This window comes from Jiella avicenniae, assembly GCF_021390325.1.
GTDB lineage: Bacteria > Pseudomonadota > Alphaproteobacteria > Rhizobiales > Rhizobiaceae > Jiella > Jiella avicenniae.
In genome coordinates this window covers 100,510-120,065 of the sequence record NZ_JAJUWU010000008.1, presented here as the reverse complement: position 1 = coordinate 120,065, position 19,556 = coordinate 100,510, and the positions used below count along the sequence as shown (strand labels likewise).

Genomic DNA, 19,556 nt, shown 5'->3' with positions numbered 1-19,556 from the left:
GCCTGCCGCCGGCTCGCACGCATCGGGGATAGCACCTTGGATCGATCGACCGCGGACGACATCGTCGCCGAAGCCGAGGCCGAGCTCGAATCCGTCGACTGGCTATCGGCCGCAGCCGCCATCGCCTCGATCTCGGCGGTCGGCATCGCGCTCGGTCTCGGGCTGCCGCTGCTCAGCGTCATCCTTGAGCGACGCGGCATCTCGGCGTCGCTGATCGGCGCCAATTCCGCCGTCGCCGGCCTCGCCTCCCTCGCCGCCGCCCCGTTGGTCACCCCGATCGCCCAGCGCATCGGGGTCCGCGTGGCGATGCTGGCGGCGATCGTCGTCGCCGGGCTCTCGGCGATCGGCTTTTACGTCTTCACGCCGTTCTGGACGTGGTTTCCGTTGCGGCTGACCTTCCACTTCTCGATCACCGCGCTCTTCGTCCTGTCCGAATTCTGGATCAACGCCTCGGCGCCGCCCCGCAAGCGCGGGCTCGTCCTCGGCATCTACGCGACGGTGCTGTCGCTCGGCTTCGCCGCCGGGCCGTGGATCTTCTCGCAGACCGGATCCGAGGGCTTCCTGCCCTTCGGGATCGGCGCCGGCGTCATCTTCCTGTCGGCGATCCCGCTCTTCTTCGCCTGGGATCGGGAGCCGGCGATTTCCAAGGACCGCCGCAGGGGCTCGTTCTGGCGCTACGTCTACGCGGTCCCGACGGCGACCGGCGCCGTGCTGATTTTCGGCGCGGTGGAGTCGGGCGGCTTCACACTCTTCCCGGTCTTCGGCGAGCGGGTGGGCTTTTCGGAAGCCGCCGCCGCGCAGCTTCTCACTGCCGTCGGCATCGGCAACGTCGTGATGCAGATCCCGATCGGACTCCTGTCCGACCGGGTGCGCGACCGCCGCACGCTGCTGGCGATCTGTGCCGCCGTCGGCCTCGTCGGGACGCTCTGCCTGCCGATTCTCGTGCATGACTGGTGGCTGATGGCCTCGGTGCTCTTCGTCTGGGGCGGTGTCGTCGCCGGGCTCTACACCGTCGGCCTCGCCCATCTCGGCTCCCGCCTGCCAGCCGCGGATCTCGCCGACGCCAACGCCGCCTTCATCTTCTGCTATTCCGCCGGCATGCTGGTCGGCCCGCAGGCGATCGGCAGCGCCATGGACCTCTTCGGGCCGGGCGGCTTCGCCTGGTCGCTGGCGGTCTTCTTCGCGATCTATCTCGCTTTGGCGCTCGGGCGCATGGTCGCCGCACGGTCATCGTGACCGCCCGTTTCGACCGAGGCAGACATGCCGGGTCTCGTCGCCGTCATACGGACAAAGCCTTGACAGAAGCGCGCTCATGGCTATTGTCCGGCCGAATTTGCCGGCGCTGCGCGACGGGCGGCTCGCTGTATCTGCGGGAATCCCCCTTCGGCTCCGCCCGGCGAAAACTCCATCGGCGCAGGCCAGCGGTCGATTGCGGAAGGGTTCGCCCGACCGGGATCGTTCCTGCGTAACATCAAACGAGGAAGACCATGGCCAAGGCGACCACCATCAAGGTCAAGCTGCTGTCCACCGCCGACACCGGCTTTTTCTACGTCACGCGCAAGAACTCGCGCACGATGACGGACAAGATCACCAAGACCAAGTACGACCCGATCGCGCGCAAGCACGTCGAGTTCCGCGAGACGAAGATCAAGTAGGCTTCTTCTGCCGGGCCGGCTCACGCGTTAGAGCCATGGCAGAGCCTGCGAATTCGGAACGGCCGCGGCTGGGCATCAGCCGCGGCCGTTCGTCGTTGCGATTGCCCGGAGCGCCGCAAATCCGAACGCCCTCATCCTGCGGTGCCGCCCCTCGCCCTTCGAGGTGATTCGCCGCTCTTGCGAGCGGCGGATCACCTCGGGACGAGGGGCTCTGGAACCGCTGCCTGACGGAAGCTCAGTGGCTGCCGGGTTGCTGACGCACCTTCGTCGCCGCCTTTGCGAAGGCTTCGTCCGGGACGAAGAAGTCCGCCATCGGCACGCCGGTCTCCGGCCCGTATTTCGAGAAATCTGTGACACCCTCTTCCATCAGCAGGAGCTCGTCGATGACGAAGCGGCCGGTGAATTCCCGCGACGGCTTCGTCAGGATCGCATGGGCCGCATCGGCGACGATCTCCGGCGACCGGCTCATCGCCGCCAGCGGGGCGCCGCCGAGGACGTTCCTGACCGCCGCCGTGTCGATCACCGTCAGCGGCCAGAGGGAGTTGGCGGCGATGCCGTCGGCCTTCAGCTCTTCCGCGAGGCCGAGCGTCACCATCGACATGCCGAACTTCGCCATCGAATAGGCGACGTGCCCGGCGAACCATTTCGCCTGCATGTCGAGCGGCGGCGACAGCGTCAGGATGTGGGGGTTCTCCGCCTTCTTCAGGTGCGGGATGCAGCATTTCGAGACGAGGAAGGTGCCGCGGGCGTTGACGCCGTTCATCAGGTCGTAGCGCCTCATCTCGGTCGACAGCGTGTCGGTCAACTGGATCGCCGAGGCGTTGTTGACGCAGACGTCGATGCCGCCGAAGTGCTCGGCCGCCTTCGCGACGGCCGCCTCGACCTGCGCATCCTCGCGGATGTCGCAAAGGACGGCGAGGCCCTTGCCGCCGGCCTTTTCGATCTCCTCGACGGCAGTGTGGATCGTTCCAGGCAGCTTGGGGTGCGGCTGATCGGTTTTCGCCGCGATCACGACGTTCGCCCCGTCCCGCGCCGCTCTCAGCGCGATGGCGAGGCCGATGCCGCGCGAGCCGCCGGACATGAAGATGGTCTTTTCCTGAAGCGTTCCGGCCATGAGTCGTCTCCTCCGATTGACGTTTACGTCAAAGTGGACCGGCGCGGCCCGCGACGCAAGCCTCGCCGCTGCGCGCGCTTCGACCTGTTTGAGTGATCCGCGCAATGATTTCGCCGGCGGCATTTCCGACTTTTCCGCGTCCCGCCCTAACTGCGGCACCGAAGAGAGTTGGCGAGAGGGAAGACATGTCCGGCAAATCCATCGATCATGCCTTCACGGCCACCGAAAGCCTCGGCGCGGCCGCCGACCCGACCTATGCCGGCGCCCTCTCCTTCATGCGACGGCGCTTTTCCAAGGACGTCGCGGGAACGGACGTCGCCGTCTGGGGCGTTCCCTTCGACAGCGCCGTCTCCAACCGCCCGGGAGCACGCTTCGGGCCGCAGGCCCTGCGCCGGGCATCGGTGATCTTCGACAACGATCCGCAATATCCCTTCGACCGCGATCTCTTCGCGGCCCTCGCCGTCGTCGACTATGGCGACTGCCTGCTCGACTATCGCCTGCCGGAAACCGCCCATGCGAAGATCCGCGCCGAAGCCGCCGACCTCCTTGCGAAGACCGGATTTCTCCTGACCCTCGGCGGCGACCATTCGATCACCTATCCGCTGCTGCAGGCCCATGCCGAGCGGCATGGCAAGCTGTCGCTCGTCCAGTTCGACGCCCATCAGGACACCTGGCCCGTCGCCGTGGCGGCGGACGGTTCCGCGCGGGTCGATCACGGCTCCTTCGTCAAACAGGCGGTAGCGGACGGGCTGATCGATCCGGCGACCTCCATCCAGCTCGGCATCCGCACCCATGCGCCGGAGACCTGCGGAATCGAGATCCTCGGCGGCGAAGCGGTCGAGGAGATGACGAGCGCCGAGATCGCCGCGAGGATCTACGAGCGCACCGGCGGCACCAATGTCTATCTGACCTTCGACATCGACTGTCTCGACGCCGCGTTTGCCCCCGGCACCGGCACGCCCGTTGCCGGCGGCCCGTCCAGCGCCAGGATGCTCGCGGTGCTGCGCCACCTGAAGAACCTGCAATTCGTCGGCGCGGACGTGGTCGAGGTTTCGCCGCCCTACGACCATGCCGACGTCACGGCGATCGCCGGCTCGACGGTGGCGATGTACGTGCTCGGCATTCTGGCGGAGAAGAAGGCCGGTTGAGGCTGCGGGATCGGCTTCCTCACCCGGCCTCGGTCGCAGCGTCGCGCCTTCGGCGATCACCACGTTAAGCCGCCGTCACCAAAGTTGAGTGGCGCAGCGGCGCATTTTCGCTCAACTCCGCCCATAGCCCGCTCTTTCAGCGATTCGCATCGTCCGCAAAGGCCACCAGCATGCAGCCCATTCCCTTCATCGATCTTCAGACCCAGCGCGACCGGATCCGCGACAAGGTGGACCGCCGCATCGCCGCCGTGCTCGACCACGGCGCCTTCATCATGGGACCGGAGATCCGCGAGCTGGAATCTGCCCTGTCGAGCTTCGTCGGCATGGAGCACACGCTCTCCTGCGCGTCGGGCACGGACGCGCTGGCGCTGCCGCTGATGGCCTGGGACATCCGGCCGGGCGATGCCGTCTTCTGCCCGAGCTTCACCTTCGCGGCGACGGCCGAAGTCGTCGCCTGGCTCGGCGCCGTCCCCTATTTCGTCGACGTCGACGCGGCGACCTTCAACATGGACCCCGAAAGCCTGGAAGCGGCGATCGCCGAGGTGAAGGCGGCCGGCAAGCTGAGGCCGCGGGTGATCATCGCCGTCGACCTGTTCGGCCAGCCGGCCGACTATCCGGCGATCCGCAAGATCGCCGATGCGAACGGGCTGAAGCTGATCGCCGATGCCGCGCAGGGCTATGGCGGCACGATCGACGGCCGGCAGGCGAGCGCCTGGGCGGACGTCGTCGCGACCAGTTTCTTTCCGGCCAAGCCCCTCGGCTGCTACGGCGACGGCGGCGCCGTGCAGACGAACGACGGAGATCTGGCGGCGATCATGACCTCGCTGCGCGTCCACGGCCAGAACCTCGAAGACAAATACGACAACATCCGCATCGGCATGAACGGCCGCATGGACACGCTCCAGGCGGCGATCCTCCTGGAAAAGCTGGCGATCTTCCCGGACGAGATCGAAGCCCGCGGCAAGATCGCGGCGCGCTACAGCCAGAAGCTCTCGAACGTCGCGACGCCGCAAAAGCTTCTGCGCGACGCGGTGTCGAGCTGGGCCCAATACACGGTGCGACTGCCGGAAGGCGCCGACCGGGGCGCCGTGCAGGCGAAGCTGCGCGAGGCGGGCGTGCCGACGGCGATCTATTATCCCAAGCCCCTGCACCGCCAGACGGCCTATCAGCATTTCCCGGTCGAGGGGGGCGAGCTGAAGGTCTCCGACGCGCTCTCGCGCGACGTCGTCAGCCTGCCGATGCACGCCTATCTCGGCGAGGAGACGCAGGACCGCATCGTCGAGGCGCTGGCCGGCGCACTCGCGGGCTGATCGCGTCCGGGTGTGACCCGGCCTCGCTCGGCAGCGAGGCGTTCGGGCGCGGCGGGATCCATGCGCCGCCTACCGGAAATTCCGCGCCTTCACCTTGATCGTGTCGAGGTGGAGGTCCGGGATGTAGATGTCCCGCGTGCGCATGGCGCGCGGCGGCTGGTCGCGCGGATCGGGCGACGGCGGGCCGTGGTGGAACTCGTCGCCACGGCCGTGCGGCAGCGGAAACGGCGCCTCCCGCTCGCCGATGCCGGCCAGAGCGGCAGACAGATCCGTCAGCCTGTGAACGACGAGATGCACCACCTCGCCTTCGCGCTGGATGCGGCCATGGGCGGCCAGCATCGACGCCGTCAGCACGATGCGGCGGAATTTCTCGAAGGTCTTCGGCCAAACGACGAGATTGGCGATGCCGCTCTCGTCCTCCATGGTGATGAACATGACGCCCTTGGCGCTGCCGGGCCGCTGACGCACAAGGACGAGGCCCGCCGCCTCCAGCCAGCGTCCGTCGCGGCTCGCCATCGCCATGGCACAAGGGACGATGCGGCGCTTCGACAGGTCCGGCCTCAGGAACGACACCGGGTGGGCGCGGAGCGACAGGCCGACATGGCGATAGTCGCCGACCACCTCGCCGCCCGCCGCCATCTTGCGAAGCGTCACCTCCGGCTCGATCAGTTCGGGCGTCGTTGCCGCGGCTGATACCGTCTCCGGCAATGTCGCCCCCTCCCCCTCCTCCGCCTGTCGTGCAGCCGCCTTGCCGGCAGCGGCGAACAGCGGCAGCGGCTCGTCTCTCAGCGCCCTGATCGCCCAGAGCGCCTCGCGCCGCGACAGCCCCAGCGCGGCCTCGAAGGCGTCCGCCTCGGCGAGCCGCGCCAGCGCGGCGACCGGCACGCCCGCCCGGCGCCAGAGATCTTCCACCGACGCGAACGGCGTCTCGCCCCGGGCGGCGACGATCGCCGCGGCGTCCCGGTTGGCGAGGCCCTTGACCATGCGCAGGCCGAGCCTGACGGGGAGATGGCGATCGCAGCTTCCGTCTTCCGGCGGGCGTCCTCGATCCTCGCTCGCGCGGTCGTCCGAACCGCCGTGCGGGGCATCCTCCTCATGCTCCAGCGTACAGTCCCAGCGGGAGTGGTTCACCGAGACGGGCCGGATCCCGACTCCGTGGTCTTTGGCGTCGCGGACGATCTGGGCGGGCGCGTAGAAGCCCATCGGCTGGGCGTTCAGGAGCGCCGCGCAGAAGACGTCCGGGTGCCAGCATTTCAGCCAGGACGAGGCATAGGCGACGAGGGCGAAGGAGGCGGCGTGGCTTTCCGGAAAGCCGTAGGAGCCGAAGCCTTCGAGCTGGCGGAAGGTGCGCTCGGCGAAGTCCTTCTCGTAGCCGTTCTTCATCATGCCGGCGACGAGCTTGTCGCGGAAGGCCGAGACGCCGCCGGTGAACTTGAAGGTCGCCATGGACTTGCGCAGCTGGTCCGCCTCGCCCGGCGTGAAGCCGGCGCATTCGATCGCGACCCGCATCGCCTGCTCCTGAAACAGCGGCACGCCGAGGGTCTTGCCGAGCACCTTTTCCAGCTCGGGCTTGGGATAGTTCACCTTCTCCTTGCCCTCCCGGCGGCGCAGATAGGGATGCACCATGTCGCCCTGGATCGGGCCGGGCCGCACGATCGCCACCTGAATGACGAGGTCGTAATAGGTTCTCGGTTTCAGGCGCGGCAGCATCGACATCTGGGCGCGCGATTCGATCTGGAAGGTGCCGAGCGTATCGGCCCTGCGGATCATCGCATAGGTCTTCTGGTCTTCGGCCGGAATCGTCGCCAGGTCGTAGTCGATCTGCTTGTGCGCTTTCAGGAGATCCAGGCCGCGCTTCATGCAGGACAGCATGCCCAGCGCCAACACGTCGACCTTCATGAATTTCAGGCTGTCGATGTCGTCCTTGTCCCATTCGATCACCTGCCGGTCGTCCATCGCCGCCGGCTCGATCGGCACGAGGTCGTCGAGCCGCTGGTTGGTGAGGACGAAGCCGCCCGGATGCTGGGAGAGATGGCGCGGAAAGCCCCGCAGCTGGCCGGCAAGCTCCAGCGTCATCCGCAGCCGCCGGTCCGACAGGTTGAGGTTCAGTTCCTTCAGATGCTCCGGATCGACCGGCCCCTCCGACCAGCCCCAGACCTGGCCGGAGACCTGGGCGATCAGATCTTCAGGCAGGCCGAGGGCCTTGCCGACGTCGCGCAGCGCCCCCTTGGTGCGGTAGCGGATGACCGTCGAACACAGCGCCGCGCGGTCGCGGCCATAGGTGTCGAAGATCCACTGAATGACGATCTCGCGCCGCTCGTGCTCGAAATCGACGTCGATGTCCGGCGGCTCTCGGCGCTCTTCCGAGACGAAGCGCTCGAACAGGAGATCGGAGCGGACCGGATCGATGGCGGTGATGCCGAGGACGTAGCAGACCGCCGAGTTCGCCGCCGAGCCGCGGCCCTGGCACAGGATGTCTTCGGACCGGGCGAAACGGACGATGGAATTCACCGTCAGGAAATAGGGAGCGTAGTTCAGCCGGCCGATCAGTGCGAGTTCGTGGGCAAGGCTCGCCCGCACCTTGTCCGGCAATCCGTCCGGATAGCGCTGCGCCGCGCCCTCCCATGTCAGCCGCTCCAGCGTCTGTTGCGGGGTGAGCGCCGGATCGTCCCGCTCTTCTGGATACTGGTAGGCGATCTCGTCCATGGAGAAGCGGCAGCGTTCCGCGATCTCGATCGTGCGCGCCAGAGCGTCCGGGTATCGCGAAAACAGCCGGTGCATCTCCTGCGGCGGTTTCAGATGCCGGTCGGCATGGCGCTCGCGGCGAAAGCCCAATTGGTCGATGGTGACGTTGTGGCGGATCGCGGTGACGACGTCCTGCAGGATGCGCCGGCCGGGTTCGTGAAACAGGACGTCGTTGGTGACGACCGTCGCCACGCCCGCCCTTGCCGCGAGATCCGACAGGGCCTCGAGCCGCAGCCGGTCGCCGGGGCGGCGGAAGAGAGTGAGCGCCAGATAGGCCCGGTCTGCGAAGGTGGCGGCGAGCCTCTCGGCCTGACGGGCGCAGTCCGCATCGGCAGGGCCCGGAAGGAGCACGGCGATCAGCCCCTCCCGATGCTCTTCGAGATCAGCCCATTCGAGATCGCACTTGCCCTTGCCGGCCCTGCTCTTGCCGCGAGACAGGAGGCGGCAGAGGCGGGAATAGGCCGGAAGATTCGTCGGATAGACGAGAACCGGCAGGCTGCCTGAAAGATCCAGCCGGCAACCGACGATGAGCCTGACGCCGGTCGCCTTGGCCGCCTCGTGGGCTCGCACCATGCCGGCGAGCGAATTGCGGTCGGCGACGGCGAGCGCGTCGAGGCCCATCAGCGCCGCCGTGGCGAAGAGTTCCTCCGCCGAGGAGGCGCCGCGCAGGAAGCTGAAATTCGTCGTGACCTGCAATTCCGCATAGGCCGGACCGGCCTTGGGACCACGCAGCGTGCGGACCGCGCCGCTCATCCGAACAGACCGTGGAGGAACCAGCGCTGCGAGCCGGTCTCCATCGCTTCGCCGTCGCCCGACCGGAAGATCCAGAAGCGCTCGCCGTCCTCCGCCTCGACCTGGAAATAGTCGCGGACGGCGGAGAGCTCCTCATCGCGCTTCCACCATTCGCCGAAGATCCGCTCCGGACCGTCGGCGGCGCGCACCCGGCGGCGGACGCCCCGCCAGGTGAAGGAGGCCGGCGGATGATCGGGCAGAAGCGCCAGGGTCTCGATCGGCTCGGGCCGCCTCAGCAGCCGGGCAGGCCGCGGCCAGTCGCGCCGCCAGCTTTCGCCGGTCTCCGGGGCGAGCGGCGGAATGCGCCGCACCGAGCGCTCCGGCACGTCGCTTTCGACCGGCGCCAGACGGTAGAGCCGCTCCTCGCCCACCCGGTTGGCGATCACGTCGACCAGGCTCGCAACGTCGGGCAGGATCTCGTCGGTCAGGGATGCGAGCTTCTGGGTCGGCGCCAGGGGCTCGGCCAGGGTGGCGACGAGCGTCATTTTCTCGATGCCGAAACCCGGCGCAATCGTCTCGATCCTGTCGCAGAGAAGCCGGGTGAGCCGGCCGACGTCGCGCACCGGCCGCGCCGTCGAAACCCGCACCGCCTCGATGCGATCGTCCACCCGGCGGCAGAGGAGATCGAGCCGGCGCACGCCGAGGCCTTTTTCCTCGAGTTCGGCGCAGAGCGTCACCACCAGCTTGCCGAGATGGCGGGCGATCGTTTCGGCCGCGCCGATCGGCTCGGCGAAGTTGCGGCTGGCGACGATGCTTTCGGCCGGGCGCAGCGGCTCGATCGGTTCGGAGCGCCGGCCGACCGCCTGATCGATCCGGCGGGTCAGCGCCTCGCCGAAGCGGAGCGCCAGCGGCGCGCGCGGCGTGTTCGAAAGATCGCCGATGGTGGAAAAGCCGAGATCGCGCAGGGCCTCCGACGTTTCGGAAGACAGCCGCAGCGCCTCGACCGGCAAGGGCTTCAGGATCGCGGCCCCATGCTTGGGCGGCGCGACGAAGACGGGCTCGGCGCCATGGCGGGCCAGCGCATGGGCGGCGCCCCACGTATCGGCGACGGCGGCGCGGGCCGAGATGCCGGCCACCGCGAATCGCCCGACGAGGCTCTTCAGCATCGCCGCCTCGCCGCCGTGGAGATGGTCGGCGCCTTTGGAATCGACGACGATGCCGTCCGTCCCGTCGACGGCGACGATCGGCGAAAAGCGCTCCAGCACCCACAGAGCCAGCCTTTCCAGCGCCTCGGCATCGGCCGCCGGATCGTGCTCCTCGACGTCGAGCTCTGCGACCGCGGCCGTCGCTCTGGCAGCCGCCATGCCGACGCGCAGCCCCTGCCCCCGCGCGAGGCCGTCGGCCGCAACCACCACGCGGCGGTTCTTTTCCCGCCCGAGGAGAACCAGCGGCAGGTCGACGGTCGCCCCGTTCTCAGGCGCTCGCCCGGCGGCGGGGCCGCTCCACAGGCGGCGCAGCCGATCGGTCGGAAAGGTCGGAAGGAAAAGCGAGACGACCCGACGCATCGCAGGCCTCCAGTTCGAGATTGACGGTTTCGCCGCCACGGGATCGGATGAGTTCCACCCGCCAGCGCGCCCGCCCGACGCCGGGAACCGGCAGGGGCGCGGCGGGCAGAGCGGAGATGCGCCAGCGTGTGGCGGCGGCCGTCGGCCGGCCGAATTCGGCGGCATCGTTCGGCCGCGACCAGCGGCGCAGGCAAAGGGCGATGGCGCCGGTCTTTTCGGCCGCCAGATTGAGACGCCGCGAGGCGGTCATCGACAGGCGCGCCGCCTCGCCGACGACCACCGCCGGGCCGCCATGGGCGAGCCCCTCCTCCATGCAGGCGAGGACGGTCTTCTCGTCCCGCGCCTCGACATAGATCACTCGGTCCGGCAGAAGCCCCACCTGGGCGAGCGCCGGGGCGAAGAGATCCGGCCGCGACAGGCACCACAGCACCTTGCCCCTGGTGCGCGCGGCGATCCCTGCGGCAAACAGCGCCGCCGCCGGCCCGTCGCCCGCCGTCCGGCCGCCGCCGGCGATTTCGTGCAGGACGCCGCGCGCCAGACCTTTGTCGGGCAGCCGCTCGTCCAGCGCCTCGAGACCGAAGGAAAGTGCCGATTTCGCACGCCGGCGGCCGCCCTCGATCCGTTCGATCCGGGCGCGCAATGACTCTATGGCAGTCATGGGGGCAACTGCGGACGACACTTCGACTGGACTCCGGGACCGGTGTTTTGTTCCACTTTTGTTCTATGAGCTTCCGGCAGTGAGTCAAGCGATTAGATTTGTGGCCGCCTTCGCCGAAGCGACCTCTCGGCCTCGCCATCGGGCGCCCCCACTGGACGCCGGGAGGAAATGCTTTAAACCCCGCCTCGACTGCCGGGCGGCCGCTTCACGAGGAAGCGAAGGTCCGCCAAACCATGGAGACGGACATGGCTGACAAGATCAGGATCGGCGTTCTCGGCGCCAGCGGCTATACGGGCGCGGATCTGGTGCGCCTCGCCCTGCGCCACCCGAACATGGAGATCGCGGCGCTGACCGCCAACAGCCATGCCGGCAAGCCGATGCGGGCCGTCTTCAAGCATTTCGCCCATGTCGATCTGCCCGATCTCGTCACCGTCGAGGAAGCCGACTGGGGCTCCGTCGACGCGGTCTTCTGCGGCCTGCCGCACGGCACCACCCACACGATCACCCGCGAGATCTTCGCCAGCCACCCGAACGTGAAGATCATCGACATGTCGGCGGATTTCCGCCTGCGCGATCCGGCGGTCTATCAGGAATGGTACAATGTCGAACATAGCGCGACCGACATCCAGCCGGAGGCCGTCTACGGCCTCACCGAGGTCTATCGCGACGAAATCCGCGATGCCCGGCTGATCGCCTGCCCGGGCTGCTATCCGACGGCGGTGCTCCTGTCGCTGATCCCGCTGGCGCGGGCCCGGCTGATCGATGCCTCCGACATCGTCATCGACGCGAAGTCGGGCGTTTCCGGCGCCGGCCGCGGGCTGAAGGAGAACACGCTGTTCTGCGAGGCCGGCGAGGGCCTCTCGCCCTATTCCGTCGGCAAGCACCGGCACATGGCGGAGATCGAGCAGGAGGTGGGCCTTGCCGCCGGCATCGCCGACCTGCGGGTCAACTTCACCCCGCATCTCATCCCGATGAGCCGGGGAGAGCTGTGCACCAGCTACGTCAAGCTCGCCGCCGAGACGACGGCCGAGGATCTCCGCGACCAGCTCGTCGAGACTTATCGGGACGAGCCTTTCGTCACCGTCGCCGAAGAGGGCGTCCTGCCCCAGACCCAGATGGTGCGCGGCTCGAACTACGTCGTCGTCAACGTCATCCCCGACCGCATCCCCGGCCGGGCGATCGTCATCTCGACGCTGGACAATCTGGTGAAGGGCTCCGCCGGCCAGGCGGTGCAGAACTTCAACGTCGCCTATGGGATCGAGGAGACCACGGGCATCGAGCAGCTGCCGCTGTTTCCGTGATCGGAGACGGGTCGACGGCTTCGACCTAACGGTCGCCGAGCCAATATTCGACATCGCGGCCACCCCAGTAGACACCGAGGATGATGACCATCTCCGGATCGACCGAGAAGGCGATCGTCACCCGTCGACGAAACCCGACCAGGCGCAGGCCCGGCCGAAGATCGTTTCTCGCTCTTCCACGCTCGGGAAACTGCGGCAGCCCTTCGCAATACGCGATGATCGAGTTTACGAAATTCGCCGCCGTCTCCACTGAACTTCGAGATGTAATATAACTTTCGATCGTGCCCAAATGCTCTGTCGCTTCGGGCGAGAAGATGAGCGCACGCATGGTGGATCAACGGGTGTTGCCGGGACCGCGCCTTTTCGCAAGTTCGCTTCTGACTTCTGCCGCCGAAATGCCGCGTGACGGGTCACTCTTCATACGATCATATGTCGGGACGACTTCGTCCTGAAGCCATTGCTCCAAATCATCTTCTCGGCGATCGAGAGCTCTCAGTCCCTCCTCGATCACTTCGTTGGAATTGGCGTATTCTCCCGAGGCCAGTTTCTGCCGGATGAAACCCTCCATTTCTTCCGACAACTTGATCGTGATCTCAGACATGAAACACCTGGATTTCGAGAAAACGCGCAACGAAAATAGTTCATCGTCTGGCGCTTCACCATAGCGCGAGATCGCGTTTCAAGCTCGGGCATCTTCTCCTGAGACTTCGCCGGCCCATCGGGTCTGGCAGGCCGGCGGTTTTCAACTGACCAAAAAAAACGGATGGGTCTCAGCCCTCCTTGCCCAGATATCGCTCCATGAAGCTCTGGAACGCCTCCCACGATTCCTCGTCCGCCACCTCGCGATAGCGGTCCGAGCCGAACACGGTGAAGGCATGCGGCGCGCCGGAATAGACCTCGAGTTCGTAGGTGATGCCCTTGTCCTCCAGCGTCTTGGAGAGTTCGAAGGCCTCGCTCGGCGTCACCGAAGTGTCGCCGCCGCCTTGGGCGATGAGGATCGGCGCGGTGCCGTCCGGGTAGCTCTGGCCGTCCGGCGTCGCCAGCGTGCCGTGGAAGGTGGCGTAGCCGGCGACGTTCTCGGCCTTGCCGGACCGCGCGAGTTCGAGAACCCCTGCCCCGCCGAAGCAATAGCCCATGACGACGGCTTCGCTCTCGCCCGACTGCTCGCGCGCCTCGGCCAGACCGGCGCTGACGCGGGTCAGCATCGCCTCCCGGTCGCCATAGAGCTTGCCCGTTTCGGCCTTTCGCGCGTCCATGCTTTCCGGCCTGTTGCCCTTGCCGAACAGGTCGAGGGCGAAGGCGTCGTAGCCGAGTTCGGCGAGCATGTCGGCCCGCTTCTTCTCGTAGTCGGTCAGCCCGTCCCAGTCGTGGATGACGAGGACGAGCCCCTTCGCCTCGCCGCTCGCCGGGGCGTAATAGCCCTCGTAATCGGCGCCGGCCGCCTGATAGGTCACCGATTCCCCGGCCATGGCCGGCCCGGCAACCACGGCGCAGAGCGCGGCCCCGAATGCGAGTTTGGCGGTCGTGGTCATGCTGAGCCCTCCTCTGAGACGTCTTCGCGCTCAAGGGTAAGGGATGTGCGGCGTCTGGCGAGCGGCGGGACCCCGTTTCGGGCAGGATGCCGTTCAAAGCTTCGTGCAACCGCCCGTGATCGGGAGCTATCGACCGTCCGGCTCTCCCGCGGTCGTCCCGCAAAGGCTCACGAAGGTGGCGCTTCGACGCGTTGGCCCGGTTCTGGCTCATCGCGACGATTGCGTTCGGCGCCGAACTGTCGCATCGCTCTCGGCGAACGATTTGCGATCCGAAAGGCGACGCGCGATGAACGAGATCTGGTTCCGCACCGGCGAGGCGACGGTGCTCGCCGCCGAGGGGCAATTCACCGATGCCATGCCGGAGGTCCTGATCGGCTCGGTCAGGGGGCCGGTCGGCCAGGCTTTCGCCGGGATGATGGGCCAGGTGCAGGGCCACACCCGAATGTTCGTCGTCCGCGACATCAACCAGATGGTCCGCCCGGCGACGATGATGACCACCAAGGCGACGATCCAGTCCCTTGCCTATGTCGAACTCCTCGGCGGCGTCGTCCAGGCGGCGACGGGCGACGCCATCGTCGACTGCCTGATCGACGGCACGCTGCCCGAGGCGATGGCCGACGAGATCTGCATGATCGTCATGATCTGGCTCGATCCGCGCTGCGCCGACCATGCCGAACTCGACCAGGCCGATCTCTACCGGACGAACTACGAGGCGACCAAGCTCGCCATCGCCAGAGCCATGAAGGGCGAACCGAGCGTCGAGACGCTGATCGCCAACCGCAGAAACGTCAAGCACTACGCGCTCGACGGCGTCGTCGATTACGAGTGAGGACGTGGGCGAGCGCCCCGTCCCCTCCACTCACGCTTCTTGGTGTGAAACGCCGAGGCAAAGACCGACGACGCGGTTTCTCGTACGAACGTTGACTTGTTTCAGCCGCTGACGGCTCCGCGGCGTCATCCTCGGGCTTGTCCCGAGGATCTCCTGCGGTTGGATCATCGGCCCGTCCGCGGGCAGAAGAGCGTCGGTAAAGATCTTGGAGCGACAGCGGCGGTAGATCCTCGGGACAAGCCCGAGGATGACGAAGCTTCAATGGATCAGGCCCGCGTTCACCCGCCGGTTCGAGCAGAGCGACCCCGCCGCCAGAGTCGCATCTATGGGGCTCGTGAACGCTGCCACGCCTTGCCCGAACCGCCGCTCGCCGCCCGTTCGACGACCGCGGCCGGATACCCCCCATAGAGGCTCCTGGCGTGGATCACCGCCGTCGCCAGGACGATCAGACCGCCCGCCTGATGCATCAGGGCGAGGTCGATGGGCACGACCATCAGCAGCGTCGCGACGCCGATGCCCGCTTGGGCGAGCACGGCAATGGCGAGGATCATGGCACCGCCGGCCTCGCGCGTCCTCGGCGCCGCACGCCAGAGAAGCAGCGCGTGAACGAAGGTGACGGTCAAAAGCAGATAGGCGCCGCAGCGATGGACGAACTGCACCGTCAGGTGGCTTTCGAAGAAGTTCCGCCAGACCGGTTCGATCGACAGGAGGCCGCTCGGCACCAGCGCCCCGTCCATCAGCGGCCAGGTGTTGTAGATGAGGCCGGCGCGCAGGCCGGCGACGAGGCCGCCGAGATAGATCTGGACGAGCGTCAGGGCGACGATGCCGAGCGCCAGCCGGCGCGACAGGCCGGGCGCCCGCCCGGCCGCCGGTCGCGGCACCAGGCCGCGGGCCACCCAGAGCGTCGCGGCGAAGATGATGCAGGCGATCGTCAGATGGGTGGCGAGCCGGTACTGGCTGACCTCGGTCCGCTCCGCGAGGCCCGAGGCGACCATCCACCAGCCGATCGCCCCCTGCAGGCCGCCGAGTCCGAGAAGGCCGACGAGGCGCGGCTTCAGGAACGGCTCGAGCCGCCCGCTCAGCCAGAAGACGACGAGCGGCAAAGCGAAGACGAAGCCGACGCCGCGGGCGAGCAGCCGGTGGCTCCACTCCCACCAGTAGATGGTCTTGAAGCCGTCGAGGCTCATCCCGCGATTGATCTGTTCGTATTGCGGGATCTTCTTGTAGAGTTCGAACTCCTCCTGCCACTCGGCGGTCGACAGCGGCGGGATCACCCCGTGGATCGGCTTCCATTCGGTGATCGACAGGCCGGATTCGGTGAGGCGCGTCGCCCCGCCGACGAGGACGAGGGCGAAGACGACCAGCGCGACGGCATAGAGCCAGACGCGCACGGCCCTTCTGTCGCGTTCTCTGCCGGTTGCGGGCTCGTGTTCGAGGCTATAGGCAAGGGTGCTCATGGACGAGGGCTTTGCACCCAAAGCCGGCCGCGATCAAGAACGAGCCGCGGGCCCCATGGTCGCAAAGCCGTGAATGTCGGCAGATGTCGAGCGGACCCGCAGCAAGGGGCAGGAGCAACGATGCCGATCAGGCTGAAGAAATTCATCGGCACGATCGCCCTGATCGTCCTCGTCGTGGTCTACGCCGTCCTCGCGACCGCCTACGCCTCGCTGCATCTCGCCGATGCCAGCGGCTGGGTCCACCTTCTCTATTTCTTCTTCACCGGCATTCTCTGGGTCGTGCCGGCGATGCTCCTCATCCGCTGGATGGAGGCGAAACCGAAGCGTTGAACCGGCGGTTTCGTCAGCCCTCGTTCTGGCGCCGGACCATCGGCATGAAGACGATGTCCTCGATGCCGATCATGCGCAGATCGTCGGCGACGTCGATCATCCGGTCGTCGATATGCGGCAGGCCCGCGATCACCACGGCAGTGGTCTCGTCGAGCAGTGCCGGGAGTTCGGGAATGTCGAGCGGATCGGCCTCGACGACGGTGTAGTCGTAGGCCTCGGCGAAGGCGTCGAGGACATGGCCGAGATGGGCGAGATCGGCCTCCTCGGCTTTCTCCATTTCGAAGCCGCCGGCCGGAACGAAGTGCGTCGACGTGTAGTGGTCGCGGTAGATGATGTCGGCGAGCCCGGCCCCGCCGGACAGAAGATCGGCATAGCCGAGCGAGTCCGGCGGCAGGCTCATCCGCCCGCCGATCGAGCCATCCGGCGTCAGGTCGATCAGCACCGTCCCGCGGTGGGCGCTCGACAGCCGCCGGGCAAGCTCCAGCCCGCCGAAGCTGCCGAATTCGCGGTGCGTCGAGAGAACGACGATGCGAACGATGTCCGTCGCCTGGATGGCGGTGGCGAGTTCGCTCGCGGTGGCGATCTGCTCGCCCGCCTCGCCGCTCGCGGCCCGGCCGGGGGCGCCGGCTTTCGAGGAACGCTCGCGGTCGGCGAGGTCCGGGCCGTGGCTGGAGGCTGCAGCTCGCACCCCCTCGAAGTCGTACCGGGCGTCTCGGGACTGCTCGATCGTCATCGCATCTCTCCGGCAGGGCCGTCCGGAGAGATCGGCGGATGGATGACCGGCGCCGCACGGCAAGGCCGAACCGGCCTTGCCGCCGTGAACCATGCCGGCGACCCTTCGAGCGCGAACTCCAGACGAGCGCATCAGGTTGGCCCGACCCTAGTCCCGCGGCGTAACCGTGAGGTTAAGTTGCGGGCGGGGAAGCCAGATCGGTCGGAGTTTACCGTCGGTTAACCCTAAGGAATTCATAATGGCCGCATGCGGTCGCGACGGGGCGGCGGCTTATCGGGCAAGAGCTTCATGAAACATCTGCGGCTGGCAATTCTCGCCGTTTCGGCCCTGACCCTCCTTCCGGCCTGCGCCTCCTATCAACCGGCGCCGGACGCGTTTCATCGCAGCCTCGCCCAGCCCTATCGGCTGGACAGCGGCGACCGGCTGAAAGTCACCGTCTTCGGCGAGGAAGGGCTGACCAACGCCTACAATGTCGACAAGGCCGGCTTCGTCGCATTCCCGCTGGTCGGCGAGGTGCCGGCCCGCGGCCGCACCCCCGATCAGGTGCAGGAGGAAATCACCCAGCGCCTCGCCGACGGCTATCTCAACAAGCCGGACGTCACCGTCGAGGTCGACCAGTATCGCCCCTTCTTCATCATGGGCGAGGTCGCGAATGGCGGGCAATACCAGTATGTGCCCGGCATGACCGTCCAGAATGCCGTCGCCGTCGCCGGCGGCTTCTCGCCGCGCGCCGAACAGGGGACCGTCGACGTCACCCGCAAGAGCGGCGGCCAGGTGACCACCGATCGCGCTCTGCCTTCCGATCCGGTCATGCCGGGCGACACGGTCTATGTCCGCGAGCGCTGGTTCTGAGGCATCGCGGTCGCGGTTTGGTCGCGCCTCAGGCCCTGACGACCCGCGCCTGAAGCTCCGGTGACAGCGACCTCGTGGCGCCGCGGCTGTCGACGACCAGCGGAACCCGGCGCACCAGCGCCTCGAAGTCGATGCCGTCGTGATCGGTGGCGATCAGCGCCGCGTCGTAGCGGGCGAGTTCCTCCTCGTCCCAGGCGACCGAGCAGCGCCCTTCGAGCTCGCCGTGCTTGCGCGTCCGCCGCATCACCGGCACGTACGGGTCGTAATAGTCGACGACGGCGCCGCGCTCCTGCAGCATCTCCATGAGAACCAGCGACGGGCTCTCGCGCAGGTCGTCGACGTTCTTCTTGTAGGCGAGGCCGACGACGAGGATGCGGGCGCCGCGGATCGGCTTTTCCAGGCGGTCCGACAAGGCCTCGACGAGCCGCGCGACGACCCATTGCGGCATCGCCGAGTTGATCTCGCCGGCAAGCTCGATGAAGCGGGTATGGATGCCGAATTCCCGTGCCTTCCAGGTCAGATAGAACGGATCGACCGGGATGCAGTGGCCGCCGATGCCGGGGCCGGGATAGAAGGGCATGAAGCCGAAGGGCTTGGTCTTGGCCGCGTCGATCACCTCGAAGACGTCGATGCCCATCTGGTCGAAGATCACCTTCAGCTCGTTGACGAGGGCGATGTTGACGGCGCGAAAGACGTTCTCCGTGAGCTTCACGGCCTCGGCGGTGCGCATCGACGGCACGCGCACCACCCGGCTCGCGACCGGCGCGTAGAGCGCCTCGGCCATGTCGCCGGCCGGCACCTGATCGGCGCCGACGACCTTCGGAATGGTGGTGGTGTCGAAATCGGGATTGCCGGGGTCTTCCCGCTCGGGCGAATAGGCGATGGCGAAGTCCCGCCCGGCCTTCAGGCCGGAACCGCGTTCGAGGATGGCGGCGAGCAGATCCTCGCTGGTCATCGGATAGGTCGTCGATTCGAGCGTCACGAGCTGCCCGGGCCGAAGATGCGGAGCGATCGCCTCGGCGGTCGCGACGACGAAACTCATGTCGGGATCGCGATAGGTCGTCAGCGGCGTCGGCACGCAGATGAGGATCGCATCGACCTCGGACAGGCGCGAATAGTCCGTCGTCAGCCGGCAACGGCCGGAACCGACGAGTTCGGCGATCCGCTCCGGCGCGATGTGATGGATGTAGGAGCGCCCCGCCTCGAGCTTCTCGATCTTTTCCGGGTCGATGTCGAAGCCGGCCGTTCGAAACCCGCGCTTGTGAAAGGCGAGCAGCAGCGGCAGGCCGACATAGCCGAGGCCGATGATCGCGACGACGGCCTCGCGCGCTTCGACGCGGCGGACGAAGGCGGAGGCCATGGCATCGAGTGCGGATGTTTCTTCGGTCTGCATCGGCAAGCTCCAGCAAGCGCCTTCGTCCGGCCCGGACGGTTTCAGCCCTCACTGGCGCAATTCGGGGGCCGGCGGCAAGGGCGGAGCGGCGGACATCGCGGCAGCGAGCCGTGGGAATACCGCGCTCCCTGACGTTATCGCTCCGGATAAGCCGAACCGCTTGAAACTTTGTCATCCTCGGGCTCGTTCCGAGGATCCACCG

General features: G+C 67.4%; 18 protein-coding genes. 8 read left to right on the top strand and 10 right to left on the bottom strand.

Annotated features, from left to right (window positions below):
* Window positions 1–36 precede the first annotated feature (36 nt).
* Window positions 37–1,236, top strand: coding sequence for an MFS transporter (locus LZD57_RS09535; RefSeq protein ID WP_255699869.1), 1,200 nt, complete (start codon window positions 37–39; stop codon window positions 1,234–1,236).
* A 251-nt stretch (window positions 1,237–1,487) separates the two neighbouring features.
* Complete coding sequence (rpmG, locus tag LZD57_RS09530) at window positions 1,488–1,655, top strand: 50S ribosomal protein L33 (RefSeq protein WP_163464847.1); 168 nt, start codon at window positions 1,488–1,490, stop codon at window positions 1,653–1,655.
* Window positions 1,656–1,890: 235 nt separating this feature from the next.
* Here the strand turns inward: rpmG and LZD57_RS09525 are convergent, their stop codons facing one another.
* A complete protein-coding gene (locus tag LZD57_RS09525) occupies window positions 1,891–2,769 on the bottom strand; it encodes an SDR family oxidoreductase (RefSeq protein ID WP_233719385.1) in 879 nt (292 codons plus the stop codon).
* A gap of 185 nt (window positions 2,770–2,954) precedes the next feature.
* Here LZD57_RS09525 and speB point away from each other — a divergent pair, with 185 nt between their 5' ends.
* Together speB and LZD57_RS09515 are read left to right on the top strand one after the other, a co-directional pair.
* Window positions 2,955–3,917 (top strand): agmatinase, encoded by a 963-nt coding sequence (gene speB / locus LZD57_RS09520; RefSeq protein ID WP_233719384.1) that lies wholly within the window; start codon window positions 2,955–2,957, stop codon window positions 3,915–3,917.
* A gap of 170 nt (window positions 3,918–4,087) precedes the next feature.
* The gene (locus LZD57_RS09515) at window positions 4,088–5,227 is read left to right on the top strand and encodes a DegT/DnrJ/EryC1/StrS family aminotransferase (RefSeq protein ID WP_233719383.1); all 1,140 of its coding nucleotides are present in this window, start codon (window positions 4,088–4,090) and stop codon (window positions 5,225–5,227) included.
* A 69-nt stretch (window positions 5,228–5,296) separates the two neighbouring features.
* On the opposite strand, the gene LZD57_RS09510 is transcribed toward LZD57_RS09515, so the two are convergent.
* From LZD57_RS09510 to LZD57_RS09500, 3 genes are read right to left on the bottom strand one after another with little or no spacing between them, the layout of a single operon-like run.
* Window positions 5,297–8,725 carry an error-prone DNA polymerase gene (locus LZD57_RS09510; RefSeq protein WP_233719382.1) on the bottom strand — a complete coding sequence of 1,143 codons (3,429 nt, stop codon included), beginning with the start codon at window positions 8,723–8,725 and terminating at the stop codon, window positions 5,297–5,299.
* Window positions 8,722–10,269, bottom strand: coding sequence for a Y-family DNA polymerase (locus LZD57_RS09505; protein ID WP_233719381.1), 1,548 nt, complete (start codon window positions 10,267–10,269; stop codon window positions 8,722–8,724). Before LZD57_RS09505 ends, LZD57_RS09510 begins: the two co-directional genes overlap by 4 nt.
* Window positions 10,178–10,927, bottom strand: coding sequence for an ImuA family protein (locus LZD57_RS09500; RefSeq protein WP_233719380.1), 750 nt, complete (start codon window positions 10,925–10,927; stop codon window positions 10,178–10,180). Before LZD57_RS09500 ends, LZD57_RS09505 begins: the two co-directional genes overlap by 92 nt.
* Before the next feature lie 245 nt (window positions 10,928–11,172).
* Here LZD57_RS09500 and argC point away from each other — a divergent pair, with 245 nt between their 5' ends.
* Window positions 11,173–12,228, top strand: coding sequence for an N-acetyl-gamma-glutamyl-phosphate reductase (gene argC / locus LZD57_RS09495; RefSeq protein WP_233719379.1), 1,056 nt, complete (start codon window positions 11,173–11,175; stop codon window positions 12,226–12,228).
* 25 nt (window positions 12,229–12,253) lie between these two features.
* On the opposite strand, the gene LZD57_RS09490 is transcribed toward argC, so the two are convergent.
* The 3 genes from LZD57_RS09490 to LZD57_RS09480 all read right to left on the bottom strand — a co-directional run bounded on the left by LZD57_RS09490 (window position 12,254) and on the right by LZD57_RS09480 (window position 13,760).
* Entirely contained in the window at window positions 12,254–12,556 is a 303-nt protein-coding gene (locus tag LZD57_RS09490) for a type II toxin-antitoxin system RelE/ParE family toxin (RefSeq protein ID WP_233719378.1), read from the bottom strand.
* A gap of 6 nt (window positions 12,557–12,562) precedes the next feature.
* Complete coding sequence (locus LZD57_RS09485; protein ID WP_233719377.1) at window positions 12,563–12,829, bottom strand: type II toxin-antitoxin system ParD family antitoxin; 267 nt, start codon at window positions 12,827–12,829, stop codon at window positions 12,563–12,565.
* A 169-nt stretch (window positions 12,830–12,998) separates the two neighbouring features.
* The gene (locus LZD57_RS09480; protein ID WP_233719376.1) at window positions 12,999–13,760 is read right to left on the bottom strand and encodes a dienelactone hydrolase family protein; all 762 of its coding nucleotides are present in this window, start codon (window positions 13,758–13,760) and stop codon (window positions 12,999–13,001) included.
* A gap of 286 nt (window positions 13,761–14,046) precedes the next feature.
* Between LZD57_RS09480 and LZD57_RS09475 the strand changes: the two genes are divergently transcribed.
* Entirely contained in the window at window positions 14,047–14,589 is a 543-nt protein-coding gene (locus tag LZD57_RS09475) for a formaldehyde-activating enzyme (RefSeq protein ID WP_233719375.1), read from the top strand.
* A gap of 323 nt (window positions 14,590–14,912) precedes the next feature.
* On the opposite strand, the gene LZD57_RS09470 is transcribed toward LZD57_RS09475, so the two are convergent.
* On the bottom strand, window positions 14,913–16,046 hold the full coding sequence (locus tag LZD57_RS09470) for a COX15/CtaA family protein (protein ID WP_233719374.1): 1,134 nt from the start codon (window positions 16,044–16,046) through the stop codon (window positions 14,913–14,915).
* Between the two features lie 120 nt (window positions 16,047–16,166).
* Here LZD57_RS09470 and LZD57_RS09465 point away from each other — a divergent pair, with 120 nt between their 5' ends.
* The gene (locus LZD57_RS09465; RefSeq protein ID WP_233719373.1) at window positions 16,167–16,376 is read left to right on the top strand and encodes a DUF2842 domain-containing protein; all 210 of its coding nucleotides are present in this window, start codon (window positions 16,167–16,169) and stop codon (window positions 16,374–16,376) included.
* Between the two features lie 13 nt (window positions 16,377–16,389).
* Here the strand turns inward: LZD57_RS09465 and LZD57_RS09460 are convergent, their stop codons facing one another.
* A complete protein-coding gene (locus LZD57_RS09460; RefSeq protein ID WP_233719372.1) occupies window positions 16,390–17,109 on the bottom strand; it encodes a hypothetical protein in 720 nt (239 codons plus the stop codon).
* Window positions 17,110–17,397: 288 nt separating this feature from the next.
* Between LZD57_RS09460 and LZD57_RS09455 the strand changes: the two genes are divergently transcribed.
* Window positions 17,398–17,961 carry a polysaccharide biosynthesis/export family protein gene (locus LZD57_RS09455; RefSeq protein ID WP_233719371.1) on the top strand — a complete coding sequence of 188 codons (564 nt, stop codon included), beginning with the start codon at window positions 17,398–17,400 and terminating at the stop codon, window positions 17,959–17,961.
* Between the two features lie 28 nt (window positions 17,962–17,989).
* Here LZD57_RS09455 and LZD57_RS09450 read toward each other — a convergent pair whose 3' ends face one another.
* Window positions 17,990–19,354, bottom strand: coding sequence for a nucleotide sugar dehydrogenase (locus LZD57_RS09450; RefSeq protein WP_420844779.1), 1,365 nt, complete (start codon window positions 19,352–19,354; stop codon window positions 17,990–17,992).
* Window positions 19,355–19,556: the final 202 nt, after the last annotated feature.